Here is a 15,794-nt window from a genome sequence, read left to right on the forward strand (position 1 = left end):
GCCCACGCCGCGCTGGCCCCCAGAGAGGCAAAATATTTTAAGCAAACTCCAGTGAAACATGTGGAGGATTTGCTACAGAGAATTGTACAAGTCCGGAAAGTCTTAGACGGCCTCTTCTTTAAATTCAGCGATGAGGTTACCGCCAGCCTCACCGCCGTCCTCACCAGGGAGAACTTCATCCTCATAGGTCCCCCCGGCACCGCCAAGACGATGCTCGTCGCCTCCACATCGAAGTTGCTCAAAGCCAGGTGGTTCTACAGGTTGCTCACCAAATTCACGGAGATTGAGGAGGTTATCGGCCCCATAGACGTCGTCGAGCTCCTAAAGGGCAACGTCAAGAGGATATACACCAATTCCATCGTCGAGGCCGACTTCGCCTTACTCGACGAAATATTCAACGCCTCCAGCGCCATACTCAACACCATGCTCACAATACTAAACGAAAGAGTGATATACGACGGCGGGAGTATAATACCAGTCAAGACCTGGACGGTCTTCGGCGCCACCAACAGGATACCAGACGAAGAGGAGCTACAAGCCCTCTACGACAGATTTCCCCTCCGCGTCTTCACTAAATACGCCAACCCGGAGGAGACCGAGGACCTAATCAAAGCCGGGCTTAGGCTGAGGAGGGAGTACGAAAACCTAGCCCCCATCATGTCCATGGACGAGGTCAAGAAGCTAAACGAATACATCCAGAGCTACGTCTACGAAAACATGAACACCATTGTGAAGCACATATCCCCCATAGTCGCCTCCTACCTAGATCACGTCGTCATATCAAACCGCACCCGCGTCAAGGTGCCCCTATACGTCGTCTCCTACCTCACCGTGCTGGGGCTAAGGCCCCCAGACATAGACGCCGCAGTGGTGAGGGCGGGCACGCTAAAGGTGTTGAAGTACCTGGTAAAAGACCGGGAAGACCTCTCCGAGTACGAGTCCTTCCTAGCCACCCACATGCCGGGCAACCTCTCGGTGCTTTACGACATGGTCAACGAAATAAAGGCCCTAATATCCAACAACGCCCTGTCCATAGCTAAGGAGAAGCTCAAAGAAGCCTATGAACTCTTCGAGAAGTCGGTGGCGGACCCGGTGACCTACCGCTTCTTCCAGGTGGAGATAGAGGAGATTAAATCCACCCTCGAGATGCTGAAGAGCCAGGTCTAATGGGAGTCCTCCTCAACGTAGACTATAAAGACGAGCTCACCCGCCTCCGGGTACACGAAATTGTAAAGTACTTCCAGCGCCTTGGCATCCCCCTGAAGCTGGCCAAGATTTCCAACGAGATCATTGCCGACTCCTTCTACATACACTACAGAACCCCCATACTAAGAGAGAACCCTGGCGACGAGGAGGCGCTGTGGCACCTATTCATCAGGTCTTACCTATCCACAGAGGTATACCAGGAGATATCGAAAATAAGTAGGTACAACTACCAGGTCTCCAAATCCGCCTCGGTGAAGCTCCTAAGAGCCTACAACAGCCTCCTCTCCCGCATAGAGAGAGGCGCCGTCGAGGGCGTAGACGACAAGAAACAAGACATGAGAGAACTCAGCGAAAACCAGCAACTACGCCAGGAGATCAACAGCCTGCTCCGCTTCTACATGGGCAACATTAAAAACATCGAGAAGCTTAGAAAATCCATAACCAAGGCCCTGGGCAACGAGGTGGGTAAAGAGGCGGCCGAGCTCCTGTTCGACATCGACATCGACCCCTACAGAGCGAGGCTAGCCAAGATACTGGAGTCCCTCGTCGAGATGATAGCCGCAGTCCAGCCAGAGGTGGAGCAAGGTGTCGTCGCCGAGAGGCGCGGCGTCATATCGGGAGTAACCAGGTTAAGGGCGTACACCGACCTGCAAAAAGCCACAAACCTAAGCAAAGCCATCTACATACAATCCCGCGAGCTATTCGGCTACAAACTAGCCACGAAATCCCTGTCGATATACGACGTGACGCTCGACACCCGGGAAAAGGTGTACCTACTTGTGGACAAGTCCGGCTCCATGTTCTATACGCTGTACGACGGCGTCGCCATGGACATGACGCAGAAAATCACCTGGGCCACAGCCCTCGCCATAGCTCTGATGAAGCGCAGCAAGAAGGTGGTGCTGAGGTTCTTCGACCAGATGGTGTACCCACCCATAACAAATATCAAAGACATTATCAAATCTCTCCTCCGCGTCCTCCCCCTGGGCGGCACCGACATAACAGCCGCGGTCCACACCGCAGTGAGAGACGCAAAACAACAAGGCCTCCACAACTACAAACTAGTCATAATAACAGATGGGGAGGACGACATGGTGCATCCAGAGGTGCTGAAAACCGCAAAAGCAACGTTTAGAGACGTCAAGGCCGTCCTCATAGGTGGCTACAACGAAACTATAGAGACCCATTTAAACACAATAAAGATAAATACGGCCAATCCAGAATCATTAAAAACAGCACTAAAAAACATTTAAACACTAAGAAAATAATGACTATGAACTGCGGAGACATAGCGAAAAAACCACCAATCACCATCACGCCGGACAAGACAGTGGAGGAAGCCGCTGTTTTAATGGCAGACAACCACGTCGGCCTCCTAGTCATCGTAGACAGAAACAACCCGAAAAAACCCATAGGCGTGATCTCCGAACGCGACATAATTAGAACAATAGCTGGCAAGGCCCCCCTCACAGTCACCGTAGACAAGGCAGGCACCATGCACAACTTCATTTACGTATACGCCGACGAGCCCGTGACAGCAGCCGCGAGGAAAATGAAGCAGTACAACGTCAGACATATAGTGGTGCTGGACAGAAACGGCGAGCTACACGGCGTAATATCAATACGCGACTTAATAGGCGAAAAACAAATCCTAGACATACTTGCGAGAGACTGGACCCCAACAAAAGAATAACTTTTTATACACCAACCCCCAGCCCCCCATGAACAAAAACATCATAATAGGAATCATCCTCGCCGCCGTGGCCGTCGCCGTCGCCGCGGCGGCCCTCCTCCTCTACAAACCGCCACAAAACACGTCAACCGCCACCGCCGCGCCCACCGGCGACAAACTCTACATATACCAAGCCACACTGTCCGGCGCCCAGACCTTGAACATGCTTACCTACTACATACCCCTAAAAGACGGGTTGGTATATGCCCAGAGAAGCAACCAGTCCTCTACCTACTTCATGTTGAAAAACGACGGCGTCATCAACGTACTCGCCCAATCCACAGACGGCGCCCGGCAGAAACTCACCTACTACAGCCGCCTCATGGAGATATGCGTAAACTCCACAACTACAGCCATAGTGGCGGGGGAGACCCTCACCCTAGCCAACACCCAGTGCACGCCTAGCACCAGCCCGTTGCCCACGGCCAAGACCTTCGACGAGCTGGTCTTCCTGATACAAGGCCTGCCCGGCCCCACATCCCCTAGCCAGTGGAAGCAGTCGGGCGTAGCCCAGACACCCCTCGGCCAGGCCACCATATACACTAACACCACGGAGATCCCCATTATGAGTGGACTCACGGCGACTCTTGATTACGAAAAGCAGGTGCTCAACGACGGCACGGTCTACCAGTTGAAGATCAAGCTGTCGTATGGGGGGAACGTCGCGGCGACCCTCACCTACACGTTGAAGAACGTCACGGCCCTCCCCGGCGAGTTCAGGACCGTGATTAACGAGCTGTCTAGAAACGTGGCCGGCGCCTCAACTGGCGGGCTGGACATTCTGAGAGTAGCCCAGAAGATAGGAATGACCTTCGACGGCGGCTGGCCAGCGGCTGTGGTCTTCTTCGACCTCGCTTGCCCCTACTGCGCCCAGCTCTTTAAATACAACTACACACTCTTCCAAGGCCACAAACTCGTCTTGGTAGACCTCATAGTACATCCCGACATACTGACAGCCCACCAGAGGCTTAGGTGTCTGTACAACGAGACGCCTGGCGAGGTAATACCCACCCTCCGCCTGCTGTACGACAGGTTCCTAGCAGGCGACGCAAACTACACCAACATACTCCCACAGAAGCAGTGCAACATCGACGCAGAAGCCGGCATGCAACTGGCCACCCTACTGGCCGGGCAGAACGTGGGCACCCCCATGACGGTAGTCGTCTACCCCAACGGTACCTACACTGTCATCAACGGCTACGATCCCGCGGCGATAGCTAAGGCCCTCAAGGGGTGAGGGAGTTCCTAAGCCCCCGGTCGGTTGCCGTCGTCGGGGCCTCCCCCCGGGCCGACTCCATCGGCGGCCAGATAACTATACAGCTCCTAAGAGGCTACGGGGGGAGGGTCTACCTCGTAAACCCGAAGTATCAAAGCGCGGAGGTGGGGGGCGTAGAGGTGAAGTTCTTCAGCTCCGTCGCCCAGCTACCAGAGCCCCCCGAGCTCGTGGTGGTGGCGACGCCGGCCCAGGCGGCGCCTGGTGTCGTAGAGGAGGCTGGGCGCGCCGGCGCAAGAGCCGCCGTGGTTGTGTCAGGCGGCTTCTCCGAGGTGGGGAGGCGGGATCTGGAGGAGGAGCTGGTGAGGGCCGCGAGGAGACACGGCGTGAGGTTGCTGGGCCCAAACTGCGTCGGCGTCTACAACGCCTTCAACGGCCTAGACACCATGTTCCTCCCACGGGAAAAGGCGGGGAGGCCGCCTCCGGGGCCTGTGGCTTTCCTCAGCCAGAGCGGCGCGGTGATGACCGCCGCCTTGGACTGGGCCGCGGGGGAGGGGATCGGCGTGGGGATTGCGGTGAACTTCGGTAACAGGGTGGACGTCACCGAGGCGGATTTCATCGAGTATCTGGCCGGGGTGGAGGAGATAAAGGTGGTGGCGGTCTACCTAGAGGGCTTCCGCTGGAGGGGGGACGCGGCGCGGTTTTTACAAGCCGTTAGGCGGTCGGGGAAGCCCGTGGTGGTGTACAAAGCCGGCAGGGGGGCGGACGCGGGTCGCGCCGCGGCGTCCCACACAGCCGCCATGGCGGGGAACTACGAGATGTACAAGGCACTTTTTAGACAGGCCGGGGCGGTGGAGGCCGAGGATCTCGTAGAGCTCTTCGACATGTCAAAGGCGCTCGCCATATACGGACCGGCTAAGGTTGAGAGGGTCCTCGTGGTTACCTCCTCCGGAGGCATGGGGGTTCAGATAGTCGACGCACTAAACGCCGCGGGGCTGTCGGTCCCGGAGCTACCGCCCGAGGCCCAGCAGGAGCTGAGGAGGCACCTCCTCCCCATAGCCCCCGTGGCAAACCCCGTAGACCTCACCGGCGGGGGCAACGACCGGCACTTCGGCAAGGCGCTGGAGATCGGCCTTAGGTATACAGACGCCGCTGTGATCGCCGCGTTGATACACCCCCCGGGCTACAGCGAGAAGGCGGCCCAAGAGATTGTCGAGGCCTATGAAAAGCTGAAGAAGCCGGTTGTCGTGGTTAGCTTCGGCCGGTCCCCCCAGACGAAGGCCCTAGAGGAGCACCTGAGGCAGAGGCTCCTCGTCGTCGACACCCCGAGGAGGGCCGCCCGGGCCCTCCTAGCCGTAGCGCTTTACAGCTCTGAAGTAAATCGCCGCGGCCGCCAGAGACGGGATCAGCATCAGAGTGGCCAGGGCGTATATGGTGGGGTCTCCCCTGCCCCTCGCGGCGTAGCTCCAGAGGAGGATGGGCGCCGTGACGAATCCGGGGCTGGTGGTGAAGGCCGTCTTGACGTAGGTGTCGAAAGAGTTGGCGAATACTATTAGGAACGTGGCGACGAAGGCGGGGGCCAGCAGAGGCATAACCACAGATATCATTGTCCGCGCTTCCGAGGCGCCTAGTATCCGCGCCGCCTCTACCGCGCTACGGCTCACGTAGGCCACGTACGGCGAGAGGAGGACGTGGGCCATGGGGAGGGTGTAGGCTAAGTGGGCGAGGAAGACCCCCACAGGGCCGAAGAGATCCACGCCCCCGTGGGACTTCAAAAGCCAGAGGGCCGCGGCGAAGGACAGAGACTCAGAAACCTCGGGCATCACCATCGCCGCCTGGGAAACCGCTAGATACCTATCGCTCCGGAGGGCGTATGCCATGAAGACCCCAAGCACAGTCGCCGCAAACGCCACGGCGAGGGCGACCGCCGCGCTGTTGACAACCGCGCCCCAGGCCTGCTCCCACCTAAACAAAGCCTCGTACCACCTCAGCGTAAAGCCACCCCAGACGTAGGGTAGCTTGCTGTTGTTGAAGGAGAGGAGGGTCATCACCCCGATAGGCACGTAGAGGGCGACTATGAGAGCCCACGTGTAGATCCTAAGCGCCTTCATATCGAGAAGGAGCGGATTGTCCTAACCACCACGTAGGTCGCCAGGAGGGACAGCCCAGTGAGGAGGATAGACACAACACTCCCGCTGAATATATCCCTCGCCTTGAAGTAGAGATCCCACACGTAGCTACCGAAGGTGTAGACCTTCCAAGCCCCCAGCACCGCCGGCATAATCACCTCCCCCATGGCGAATAGGAAGATTAGGATAAACGCCGCCACGATCCCCGGCATGGTGAGCGGAAGCTCCACTCTGAGAAAGGCCTGTAGCCTGCCGGCCCCCAGAACCCTCGCCGCGTTTACAGGCGTCTCGCTCACCTTCTCCACCGCGGCGTACAGCGTCAGGAGGGCGTAGGGGAGGTACTCGTACACCATCCCCACCAAAACCCCGAGGGCCGACCCCCACAGGGCAACCCCCGTAAACCTCTCCACAATGGCGAAGAGGACTAGGAGGGAGTAGGCCTTGAGGAGAGTCCCCACCCACAGAGGCGCGATGAGCAGGGCGAACTCCAGCTCGGATCCCCGCTTCGCTAGGTAGTACGCCGCGGGGTACGCCACGGCGATGGACACAGCCGCCGTCAGAGCCGCGAGGCCGAACGTCGTCAACACGAGGGACGGCGAGGGAAGCCTCAGCTCGCCCCCGCCGGCTATGTAGTACCCCAGAGCCAGAAACGGCACGTAGAAGAGAAGCAGAACCGAGGCGAAGGCCGCCAGCGCCACCTCCCTAATCATTCCTCAACCACGTAGACATCCCTGGCGTCCCACCCAAACTCCACCACGTCCCCCACGGAGACGGGGGTGTCCAGATCTACAAAAGCCTTGAAGATATGCCCATTGCTCTGGATCTCCACCTTTAGATAGTGCCAGAGGAAGGTCACGTCCACCACCTGGCCCTTGTAGCTGTAGGTCTGCCCGCCCCCCAGCACCACGTCCTCCGGCCTAACAACCGCGTAGCCCCCCTCCCCCAGCCCCAGCTCCCGGGCAGGCACCACGTTAGCCTCGCCGAAGAACACAGCCACGAAGCGGTTCCTCGGCCGCCGGTACAGCTCCAGAGGCCTGCCCACCTGCACAATCTCCCCCTCCCGCATCAAGGCAATCCTATCCCCAATCTCCACAGCTTCAAACCTGTCATGCGTCACGTAGATAAGTGTGAAGCCAAGTTTGTTGTGAAGCATCTTCAGCTCCTCGAGCAACTGGTTCTTAATGTCGAGATCCACGTGGCTAAACGGCTCGTCCAGAAGGAGGACCTCCGGCTCCACCACGAGGGCCCTCGCCAGCGCCACCCTCTGTTGCTGGCCGCCGGAGAGCTCGTGTACCCTCCGATACATAAAGGTGGCGGGGTCAAGCCTAATCAACTCCAGCGCCCACTCCACCCGCCGCCTCACCTCCTCCTCCGGCAACTTCCTCAGCCTCAGGCCGAAAGCCACGTTCTCAAACACGTTGAGATGCGGAAAAAGCGCAAGGTCTTGAAAAAGCATAGAAACACCCCTCTTGTCCGGGGGGAGGCCGGTCACGTCCCGCCCTCCAATCAACACCCTCCCCCTAGACGGCTTGATAAGCCCAGCCACCACCCGGAGCAGGGTAGACTTCCCCGACCCCGACGGCCCCAGGAGCACAAGCCCCTCGCCCCCCTCCACGTATAGATCAACCCCCCTCAAAGCCTGGAAGCTACCGTAGTGCACAGAGACCCCCTTGAGCTCCACCGAGAGCCCCACGACACGGGTCAAAAACACAGTTTATAAAACTGACCCCATATTACAAACAACGACACACATACCCGAAAACACGAGATAGATAATGTTATAAAAGGGCCACAACTAGAAAAATTAATGAATTGGGGAAGACTACTATTAGTAATAGGTTCACTACAATTTATAATATCTATGCTCGCCGCGGAGCAGATATACTCGGGCTACTCCCCACTCCATAACTACATAAGCGATCTAGGCGCCCTTAAGGCCCCCACGGCGCCTCTCTTCAACACAAGCGTCTTCCTACTAGGCCTCCTCGGCCTCGCCGCCGCGGCGCTGCTCAGGCGGGAAATCGGCAGAGCCGCCGCGGCCCTCCTAGCCCTGGCCTCCATCGGCGCCATGGGCGTAGGCATATTCCCAGAAGACTACGGAACCCCCCACGGCGTCTCCGCCCTGGTGGCCTTCCTATTCGGAGCCCTCGCCGTAATCTCCATGGCCCTAAAAACCCGAGGCCTCCTCAAGCCGCTCGGCGTGGCCCTGGGCGCCCTCTCCCTGGCGGCTCTGGCCCTGTTCATCCCCCGCGTCCAGACCCCCCTAGGCGTCGGCGGGGTGGAGAGGCTAATCGCCTACCCAGTACTTATATACTTCGTAGCATACGGCTTAGGTGCCCCCAAGACTAGTTAAGGTAGTAGCCGCCATCCCCACCGGGCACCGCCACCTGAGAATAATCCTCTTTTTCGACGACGGCACCCAGATCCTCCTAACCGAGGCCCTCGCCGCCGGCATCGCCAGGGCCTACATCGACGTGGTGGCCCACCCCACCAGGCGGGGCGTGGTGCTCTGCGTCAAGGAGGTAGAGGGCAAGCCGGGGTACGCCAAGACTCAGCTGGTGGAGTGCGGCGGCGAGGAGGAAGCCGTCGCCGAGGTGGACGCCGCCCTACAAAGCCCCGGGTCTGCAAAAAGCCAGCCTCCTTGACGCGGCTCTCCTCACCTCCTCCGGGTTGGCAGAGCCCAGAGCCGGCCTCCTAAGCGCCTCCTCCACAGGTAGGAGCCCCGCCTCCCCCCTCTTAATGGCCTCGGCCAGCTCGAAGTAGGCGGTCCTAAACGGCTTGCCCGCGAGGGAGGCCCTCTCCGCGGTGTCAGCCGACGTCGTGAAGAACCTCTCGGCTTCGGCCCTGGCCCTCCCGCAGTTAAACTCCATCTTCTCCACAAAGTCCCGGAGCACCTCCACGCCCTCCACGGCGATGTCCAGCACAGCCCAGAGGTGGCGGGTCGCCTCCTGGAGGTCCAGGCTGTAGCCGAGGCCCACCTTCATAACCACGGCCCCCAGCGCAGTGTAGTGCCCAAGAGCCTCGCCGGCCCTCGCCCTCAGCACCTCGAGAGTCACCAAGTTACGCTTGTGGGGCATGATGCTGCTAGTGGAGATGTGCTCCCCCGGCGCCTCTACGTAGCCAAACTCCGGGCTGTTCCACCGGATGAAGTCGTCCACCACGCGTGACAGCTCCGCCAAGAAGGAGGCCACCACCCCCGCCAGGGCCAGGGCGAAGAACCGCCCTCCCGAGGCGTAGAGCGTGTTCTCCACCACCTCCACAAACCCAGCCAGCTCCCCCAGCCTCCTCCTGTCGACGGGGGTCTGCACGCCGCCCGCAGGCCCCGCCCCCAAGGGGGAACGCAAGAGGAGCCTCTCAACCCCCGAGAGGGCGTGGAGGAACTCGGCCAGAAGCTCATCCACCGCCAGGAGGTAGTGGCCGAAGGTGACCACCTGCGCCGGCTGGAAGTGGGTGAAGCTAGGCATGGCGCAGTCCGCGTACTGGAAAGCCCTCTCCGCGAGGACGCAGCGGAGCCTCCTCACCCCCTCCCTAAGCGCGCCGACCCTCCGCAGAGCCGCCAGGCGGATAGCCGCCGCCACGTGGTCGTTGCGCGACCGCCCCAGCCCCACCCACCCCCCCACCTCCGGGCCTAGCCTATCCACAAGCCACTTCTCCAAAGCCTCGTGGACGTCCTCGAAGTCCCCCCGTAGGAGCTCAGAGGGGTCCACCTCCCCCAGCGCCTTGAGGATAGCCTCCCCCGCCTCCCTAGGCACTGCGCCAATCTCCACGAGGTGCGCCACGTGTGCCTTCATCACCCGCACCACCTCCTCCGCAATGGCGGCGTCGTCCCTGATGCTAGAGGTGTAGCGCCTAACCAAATCCCCGCTCCCCCCAATCCACCTCCGGTAGAAACTCATCCAGAAACCTCAACCCTCTCAGTTATAAGCTCAGCCCCGCACCTAGGGCAGCAGTAGGTCACAACCACGTACCTCTTAGTCTGGTTCCTCCTGCTACACTCCACCGGCTTCACAGGACGTTTGCAGTTTGGACAAACCACGGAGCGTTGCCCCATCAGCCCCCTAGAAAAAGATTCAATATAAAACCTTTTCCATTTATATAGACTATTTCCTACGCCGCAGAGCTGTGAGGGAGTGCAGAGACCACATCTCGATGAAGCCCCGCGCCTCCTCGTCGCTGGGGTACCACCCCGCGCTGTAGTCAGCGAGCTCCTTGCTGTACCCCCCGTAGGGGGACTCCCTCCCCACCACCCACAGAGCCCCCTTGTACAGCTTCACCCTAACCACCCCCGACACCCACCGCTCCATCTCCCGCGCCGCCGCCTCCAGAGCCCCCCTCAGCGGCTCCACCCACAGCCCCTGGTACACCAAATCCGCCCACTGCGGGTCGAGGACGTTGTGCTTAAACCTCAGCTCCCTCGGCGTCAGCACCAGCTTCTCCAAGTCGCGGTGTGCGTGGAAGAGAATGACGGCGGCCGGCGCCTCGTACACCTCCCTACTCTTAAACCCCACCAGCCTATTCTCCACGTGGTCAATCCTCCCAACCCCGTGGGCCCCCCCGAGGTGGTTAAGCGCAGAGACGAGAGAGGCCAAGTCCATCCGCTCTCCGTTGAGCGCCACGGGGATGCCCCCTTCGAACTCTATAGCCACATACGCGGGCTCCGCCGGCGCCTTCTCCGGAGACACCGTCCACCTAAACGCCTCCTCAGGCGGCTCCACCATCGGGTCGTCCAGGGGATCCCCCTCGATAGACCTCGACCAGAGGTTGTCGTCTATGCTGAACTTCTTGTGCTCCTCCCCCACCGGCAGGCCGTGCCTCCTCGCGTACTCCACCTCCTCAGCTCTTGTCATACCCCAAACCCTCGCCGGCGCGATGATCTTAAGATCCGGCGCCAGAGCCTTCACAGTCACGTCAAACCTCACTTGGTCATTACCCTTGCTAGTAGAGCCGTGAGCCACGGCGTCGGCCCCAACCCGCCGCGCCACCTCCACCACCTTCGCCGCGATGAGAGGCCTAGCCAGCGCCGTCCCCAGGGGGTACAGCCCCTCATACATGCCATTCATAAGAACCGCCCTAGCTATATACTCCTCGGCAAACTCCCTCCGGGCATCTATATAAAAGTGTTGCACAGCCCCCGCCTTGTAGGCCCTCTCCTCGATGGCGGAGAAGTCGTCCTCCTGCCCAACGTCGACAGTTACGGTGTAGACCTCCGCCCCCAGCCTCTCCGAAAGCCACTTGACGGCAACCGTGGTGTCCAGCCCGCCGGAGTAGGCCAGAACTACCTTACTCGCCCCGACTTACTCCCCATAGTCCTCCACATCACCCTTAAACTCCTCCAGCGAGACCGATCCACCCTTAAGCCTCACGATGTACCTAGCCCCACACGTGGGACAACTCGCAATCTCCCCATCCATAACATCCTCCGGAAGGTCGAACTCAGTCCCGCACACCTTGCACTGAACCACCAGCTTCTGCGAGGCCATACCCCCCAAATCAACCCACTATAAAACCTTTTCTCCCCATAGCACAACCCAACCGCCGAGAGAGGCTTCCCTTCAAATTTTTGATAATGTAGCGCTGAACTGTTGCAGATGTACTCAGCCTCTGGAGTCTATGTTCTATCAAACCGTTATTTTGAGCGTCGCCACATCTACATCTCGTGGTTGTGCGCGGTATTGTTAAAATGAGAGCAAAGCCTCGACTCTCTACATGCCGTTGCTTTCCCAACGCGTTGGCGCGTTTTTCTAGCCTTGGGAGACTAGGTCTGGAGCGGATATAGAGCCCGGCAATTACTTATCGCTCTAACGCCTTGGCCACTCCTAACAGAGGCACACAGCGCAGACTTATTGTACTGAGATGAATAGGCGGTGGCGACGGTAATGTCCAATGCAGTGTTGTACAACTTCACGGAGGGTTAGAGCTTTTTGTAAAGCATATTCTACACTTTTCACACGTCAGCTCCATGCCCACCTCGTTGGGACATATATACTTTTTCAAAGTCCCTATCTTGTTTATGAGGTTTTTTCGCCTGCTGTGCTCTAAGAAGACCACCAGCCTTTTCCCCCTCTTCTCCGCCCACTCGGCGGCTTTTCTGATCAGCGGAATCTGAGCCTCTGCCTCCTCCCCAGCCAGGAGATAGGTTATGTTGTCAAAATACTCGCCATATTTGTACAGATAGCTGAAGTTTGCCGCGTCAAGTGACATGAGGATAACGAGGTTTTTAGGCCTCTCTGGAGATGCCGCTATTATTGGGAAGGATCGTGTATAAAGGTAAAAAGTTGTGGTGGGGAACTCCCCCGCCAGTCTTTTTATAAAATCCCAGTACCACGCCGAAAAGATATCACCACCCACGTGCAGTCGTATGATCCGCGTGCCGCGGTTGTGTACCACGAACTTGGTCCAGCCACTCAGCCACTCATAGCCTTCCTTAACTATGTGGATGTAGTTTAGATATTCACGTAAGAGGTGTTGCCTGCTATAACGCACAGTGTTTAAATCATAACACACGTAACCTTTACCTTTGTAAAGACCTTGAGGTCCAGACCTGCCGCAAAAAGTAGCGTAGGGACACGTCAATACTGGCGGGAGATCAAAACTCCAGATATCACCTATCTTTCTATTCCCGTGCGAGTAGGGCATCCTGGGGACTATTCTGGAAAGGCCCTTGCCTAGGCTCTCGGCAGTCCTTATCTGAATCTTACGCAGAGCTGTCACTTCTATCTCCGTTGTCGGCGGTCGGTATGCCCCTGTTCTGTAAAGCGCCCAGGCGAGATCTCTCAAGGTAACTCCAGGCGCAACCTCTCTAGCTAGCCACGCCTCTGGCCTCACATATATAACGTTCCGTATTTAATCAAATTATGTGTTTTGTGATCCAAGGCGCATATGAGAACTGGTACCACTCGTTAAACGACATTAATAAAAACAGTTTGAATCTAGGTTGTCCAGAAAACTGCAGGCAAAAAATCGAGAAGAAGAAAGGGGGAGTGATTCTGTGGGGGTTTGGGAGGAGAGAACTTTACGAAGAGCTAGAGAGAAGGGTGAAGGCACGTAGCGTAGGTGTAATTGGGGTATCACAGAAGCCAGATGATCGTAGGAGAAGCGAGCTGGGCAGGAGGGTTGTGCTCGTGGGGGAGCTAAGCGAAGAGGATCTCATCGGAGAGTGTAAATGCGACTATTGGCCTAAGGGCACCGGCTGGGATTACAAGTTTTTCATTAAGGTGAGGCTGTGGCTACCTGAGGCTGAATACGGCAAGGGAATCGAATTCCCCACCTTCCAGGGATCTCTCGAAGTGTTAGACTGCAGACTGGTGGAAAAAATAGCGGAACTTGCCCAATACATCGGTTACGTACCCGGTCCTACAAGAACTGTGGAGTGCCCTCTCAGCGGTATTAGGAAGTTAGGAGAGAAGCTACGCGAAGAGTTTTTCGTTAAGACAGTCGATTTAGACCTGCTCCTTGAGGCGTTGGAGGCGGGTAATGTCCTTCTCGCCGGGCCGCCCGGCACTGGCAAAACGGCTCTCGCCAAGAGAATTGCTGAGTTAGCCGCGGCGCCGGGCAGTCACAACCATATCATCGCCGTGGCGCATTCCCTCTGGTTCCGCAGGGACGTGATAGGCGGGGAGTCTCTTGGGCCAGACGGCGTGTTCTGGAGATCTGGGCTTTTCATAAAGGCTTATAACATGGCGGCTGAGAGGCTGGAGAGGGGCCTGTCTGGACCTGTGTTTCTTATACTCGACGAGGTAAATAGAGCCGACATTGACAAGGCATTTGCCGATCTTTTCGCAATATTTCGCACTCAGTTCTGCGACGACTGGAGCATCCCAGTAAGCCTAGTAGAGGAAATCGAGGCCTACGGCGATAAAGTAGACGATGATGCAAAAAAGTTTGTCAAATACTATAGAAAATATAAGGATTCACCATTGAGACTTATTAGGGTTGTGGCCACTATGAACATAAAAGATTGGAGAAACCTCTTCCTTACTGGCGAGGCTTTCCTCCGGCGATTTGTAATAGTAAAGACAGAGTGTCCAGAAGTAGACTCCTATATTGACAGAGTCGATGGATCTGAGGAGGTAAAACAGGAGATTAGGAAGGCGGCGGGGGAGCTAGGCGGTTGCGTGCCGCCTGCGGCTGTGATCGCCGCGGCAAAGCTCTTGAAAAATCTCGACAGAGGGAGGGCTGATGCGAAGACTGTTTTAAACGCGGTGTTGGGAAGTAGGGAGTACCTCCTAGGAAGAAGACGCCGCTAGGGTGTGAACAAGACGGAGATAAGGAGGCGCAACCTTGGTCTGTTGGTAGGAGGTAGATACTTCCGTTACTATCGCCAACCCAGTATCAAGATAATAGAAAGCCTAATGCGTAGAGCTGGCGAGGAGGCTGTCGCCGCGTCTTTTAGGGATCTGGCCCTAGAGGCTTTAAAATATGCATTGGGCCTTCTGAAGATTGAGGTGGAGAGGGCGCTGAGAGATAGGCTTGTCTACCGCGAATTTGGCGTGGTTTACGGCGCGGATATAGAGGGGGCTATAGACGTCGCTAGGAGTATTGCGGTGAAGCCGGGGTGTCTAGTCGCATCGCTCACGTACCTCCCGTCTAGACAAGCGCCTGAGTATCTGCTAATGCGGCGTGTAGCGAGAGAGGCGCTCAACGCCGCGAGGCGCATGGCCGCCGGCGACGAAGAGGCGGCGAGGCTCTTGGAGGGAATAGCTAAGCTCCTACGCCACTTGCCAGCAGGGACAACTAGTTTAGAGTGTGGAGATGTTGAATATGTACAGTGGTTACGCAGAGCATGTTTAATCAATAGATTTGTAAAGGCGTTGGAAAAATCTGTAAAAGTCGGACGTGTAGCGGGGATAGGTGAAGAGGTGGTATTCCGCGACTGGAGGCTTTACGAGATCTACACATACTTCCTCATCTACGATGTATTCAAAAGTGCGGGATTTGAGGAGGCGGCGTGTCGCGACGCCGCCGGAGGCGGCGAGCCGGATCTCACCCTCAAGAAGGGTGGCAAATGTATCATAATTTACTTCAACAAACCGCTGAACTATTCCCTAGTGGAGAGGTACAACGGTTATGACGCCAGCTTGCACCGGGGGAGGCCTGACGTCCTTGTAGAAGACGGCGATGTAAGGATTGTGGTGGAGGCAAAATTCTCCACATCACCTTCCTACATCGCCTTGGGCAGATTTAAGACAATGGCCTATATGTACGAGTACTCGGCCGACGCCGGTATTTTGATCTTTCCTGCGATTGAGGGGGTGCCAACAGACGAGGAGGAAAGAAGCATTGCCGAGCTCTATAAATACATGGAGAAGGAAGGCATTGCAATGCTACATCTACGTGACGGCAGAAATCTACACCTCATAAGAATAGACCCCGCAGAGACGGAGGATCCATACGAGTCGGACAGGTTGGCACGTGAAAGACTAAGACGTGTGCTCAAAATCCAACACATCGACCTATGAGATGGTGAAGTAAATTCAGCATATTACACGGTTGGGCAATTACGTAGCGAAAATAT

16 protein-coding genes and 1 pseudogene are annotated in these 15,794 nt (G+C 57.4%); 9 read left to right on the forward strand and 8 right to left on the reverse strand.

Annotated features, from left to right (window positions below; all coding sequences use genetic code 11):
• Positions 1 to 60: 60 nt before the first annotated feature.
• The 5 genes and pseudogenes from P186_RS07585 to P186_RS07605 form a co-directional block, all read left to right on the forward strand.
• The gene (locus P186_RS07585) at positions 61 to 1,167 is read left to right on the forward strand and encodes an AAA family ATPase (RefSeq protein ID WP_148682847.1); all 1,107 of its coding nucleotides are present in this window, start codon (positions 61 to 63) and stop codon (positions 1,165 to 1,167) included.
• A complete protein-coding gene (locus tag P186_RS07590) occupies positions 1,167 to 2,459 on the forward strand; it encodes a vWA domain-containing protein (RefSeq protein ID WP_014288862.1) in 1,293 nt (430 codons plus the stop codon). Before P186_RS07585 ends, P186_RS07590 begins: the two co-directional genes overlap by 1 nt.
• A gap of 20 nt (positions 2,460 to 2,479) precedes the next feature.
• Entirely contained in the window at positions 2,480 to 2,899 is a 420-nt protein-coding gene (locus P186_RS07595; RefSeq protein ID WP_148682848.1) for a CBS domain-containing protein, read from the forward strand.
• Between the two features lie 28 nt (positions 2,900 to 2,927).
• On the forward strand, positions 2,928 to 4,175 hold the full coding sequence (locus P186_RS07600) for a DsbA family protein (RefSeq protein ID WP_014288864.1): 1,248 nt from the start codon (positions 2,928 to 2,930) through the stop codon (positions 4,173 to 4,175).
• Positions 4,172 to 5,419, forward strand: a pseudogene (locus P186_RS07605) (CoA-binding protein); the annotation flags it as partial. The gene P186_RS07600 and the pseudogene P186_RS07605, both read left to right, overlap by 4 nt.
• A gap of 81 nt (positions 5,420 to 5,500) precedes the next feature.
• Here the strand turns inward: P186_RS07605 and P186_RS14300 are convergent.
• Genes P186_RS14300 through P186_RS07615 form a run of 3 tightly spaced genes read right to left on the reverse strand, consistent with a single transcriptional unit; the run spans position 5,501 to position 7,973 of the window.
• Positions 5,501 to 6,262: an ABC transporter permease gene (locus tag P186_RS14300; RefSeq protein WP_237179366.1), complete on the reverse strand. Its 762-nt coding sequence runs from the start codon at positions 6,260 to 6,262 to the stop codon at positions 5,501 to 5,503.
• Positions 6,259 to 6,990, reverse strand: coding sequence for an ABC transporter permease (locus P186_RS07610; RefSeq protein WP_014288866.1), 732 nt, complete (start codon positions 6,988 to 6,990; stop codon positions 6,259 to 6,261). Before P186_RS07610 ends, P186_RS14300 begins: the two co-directional genes overlap by 4 nt.
• Positions 6,987 to 7,973, reverse strand: coding sequence for an ABC transporter ATP-binding protein (locus tag P186_RS07615; protein ID WP_014288867.1), 987 nt, complete (start codon positions 7,971 to 7,973; stop codon positions 6,987 to 6,989). Before P186_RS07615 ends, P186_RS07610 begins: the two co-directional genes overlap by 4 nt.
• A 114-nt stretch (positions 7,974 to 8,087) precedes the next feature.
• On the opposite strand from P186_RS07615, the gene P186_RS07620 reads away from it, so the two are divergent.
• Together P186_RS07620 and P186_RS07625 are read left to right on the forward strand one after the other, a co-directional pair.
• A complete protein-coding gene (locus tag P186_RS07620; protein WP_014288868.1) occupies positions 8,088 to 8,633 on the forward strand; it encodes a DUF998 domain-containing protein in 546 nt (181 codons plus the stop codon).
• Positions 8,614 to 8,925 (forward strand): hypothetical protein, encoded by a 312-nt coding sequence (locus P186_RS07625; protein WP_014288869.1) that lies wholly within the window; start codon positions 8,614 to 8,616, stop codon positions 8,923 to 8,925. Before P186_RS07620 ends, P186_RS07625 begins: the two co-directional genes overlap by 20 nt.
• Here the strand turns inward: P186_RS07625 and P186_RS07630 are convergent.
• The 5 genes from P186_RS07630 to P186_RS07645 form a co-directional block, all read right to left on the reverse strand.
• Entirely contained in the window at positions 8,887 to 10,176 is a 1,290-nt protein-coding gene (locus tag P186_RS07630; protein ID WP_014288870.1) for an argininosuccinate lyase, read from the reverse strand. The genes P186_RS07625 and P186_RS07630 overlap by 39 nt on opposite strands.
• Positions 10,173 to 10,331 (reverse strand): hypothetical protein, encoded by a 159-nt coding sequence (locus P186_RS14065; RefSeq protein ID WP_193383977.1) that lies wholly within the window; start codon positions 10,329 to 10,331, stop codon positions 10,173 to 10,175. The genes P186_RS07630 and P186_RS14065 overlap by 4 nt, the downstream gene beginning before the upstream one ends.
• A gap of 49 nt (positions 10,332 to 10,380) precedes the next feature.
• On the reverse strand, positions 10,381 to 11,553 hold the full coding sequence (locus tag P186_RS07635; protein WP_148682849.1) for an argininosuccinate synthase: 1,173 nt from the start codon (positions 11,551 to 11,553) through the stop codon (positions 10,381 to 10,383).
• A gap of 21 nt (positions 11,554 to 11,574) precedes the next feature.
• Positions 11,575 to 11,760 (reverse strand): alpha-aminoadipate/glutamate carrier protein LysW, encoded by a 186-nt coding sequence (locus tag P186_RS07640; protein WP_014288873.1) that lies wholly within the window; start codon positions 11,758 to 11,760, stop codon positions 11,575 to 11,577.
• A gap of 421 nt (positions 11,761 to 12,181) precedes the next feature.
• A complete protein-coding gene (locus P186_RS07645; RefSeq protein WP_237179367.1) occupies positions 12,182 to 13,057 on the reverse strand; it encodes a GP88 family protein in 876 nt (291 codons plus the stop codon).
• A gap of 77 nt (positions 13,058 to 13,134) precedes the next feature.
• On the opposite strand from P186_RS07645, the gene P186_RS07650 reads away from it, so the two are divergent.
• A complete protein-coding gene (locus tag P186_RS07650; protein ID WP_148682850.1) occupies positions 13,135 to 14,526 on the forward strand; it encodes an AAA family ATPase in 1,392 nt (463 codons plus the stop codon).
• Between the two features lie 105 nt (positions 14,527 to 14,631).
• Entirely contained in the window at positions 14,632 to 15,738 is a 1,107-nt protein-coding gene (locus P186_RS07655) for a hypothetical protein (protein WP_148682851.1), read from the forward strand.
• Positions 15,739 to 15,794 lie beyond the last annotated feature (56 nt).

This window comes from Pyrobaculum ferrireducens (assembly GCF_000234805.1).
Classification (GTDB): Archaea; Thermoproteota; Thermoprotei; order Thermoproteales; family Thermoproteaceae; genus Pyrobaculum; species Pyrobaculum ferrireducens.

Bases quoted from the DNA above. Each gene is read 5' to 3' on its own strand.
- P186_RS07590 (WP_014288862.1), top strand. From the start codon at position 1,167: ATGGGAGTCCTCCTCAACGTAGACTATAAAGACGAGCTCACCCGCCTC.
- P186_RS07595 (WP_148682848.1), top strand. From the start codon at position 2,480: ATGAACTGCGGAGACATAGCGAAAAAACCACCAATCACCATCACGCCG.
- P186_RS07600 (WP_014288864.1), top strand. From the start codon at position 2,928: ATGAACAAAAACATCATAATAGGAATCATCCTCGCCGCCGTGGCCGTC.
- P186_RS14300 (WP_237179366.1), bottom strand. From the start codon at position 6,262: ATGAAGGCGCTTAGGATCTACACGTGGGCTCTCATAGTCGCCCTCTAC.
- P186_RS07610 (WP_014288866.1), bottom strand. From the start codon at position 6,990: ATGATTAGGGAGGTGGCGCTGGCGGCCTTCGCCTCGGTTCTGCTTCTC.
- P186_RS07620 (WP_014288868.1), top strand. From the start codon at position 8,088: ATGAATTGGGGAAGACTACTATTAGTAATAGGTTCACTACAATTTATA.
- P186_RS07630 (WP_014288870.1), bottom strand. From the start codon at position 10,176: ATGAGTTTCTACCGGAGGTGGATTGGGGGGAGCGGGGATTTGGTTAGG.
- P186_RS14065 (WP_193383977.1), bottom strand. From the start codon at position 10,331: ATGGGGCAACGCTCCGTGGTTTGTCCAAACTGCAAACGTCCTGTGAAG.
- P186_RS07640 (WP_014288873.1), bottom strand. From the start codon at position 11,760: ATGGCCTCGCAGAAGCTGGTGGTTCAGTGCAAGGTGTGCGGGACTGAG.
- P186_RS07650 (WP_148682850.1), top strand. From the start codon at position 13,135: ATGTGTTTTGTGATCCAAGGCGCATATGAGAACTGGTACCACTCGTTA.
- P186_RS07655 (WP_148682851.1), top strand. From the start codon at position 14,632: ATGCGTAGAGCTGGCGAGGAGGCTGTCGCCGCGTCTTTTAGGGATCTG.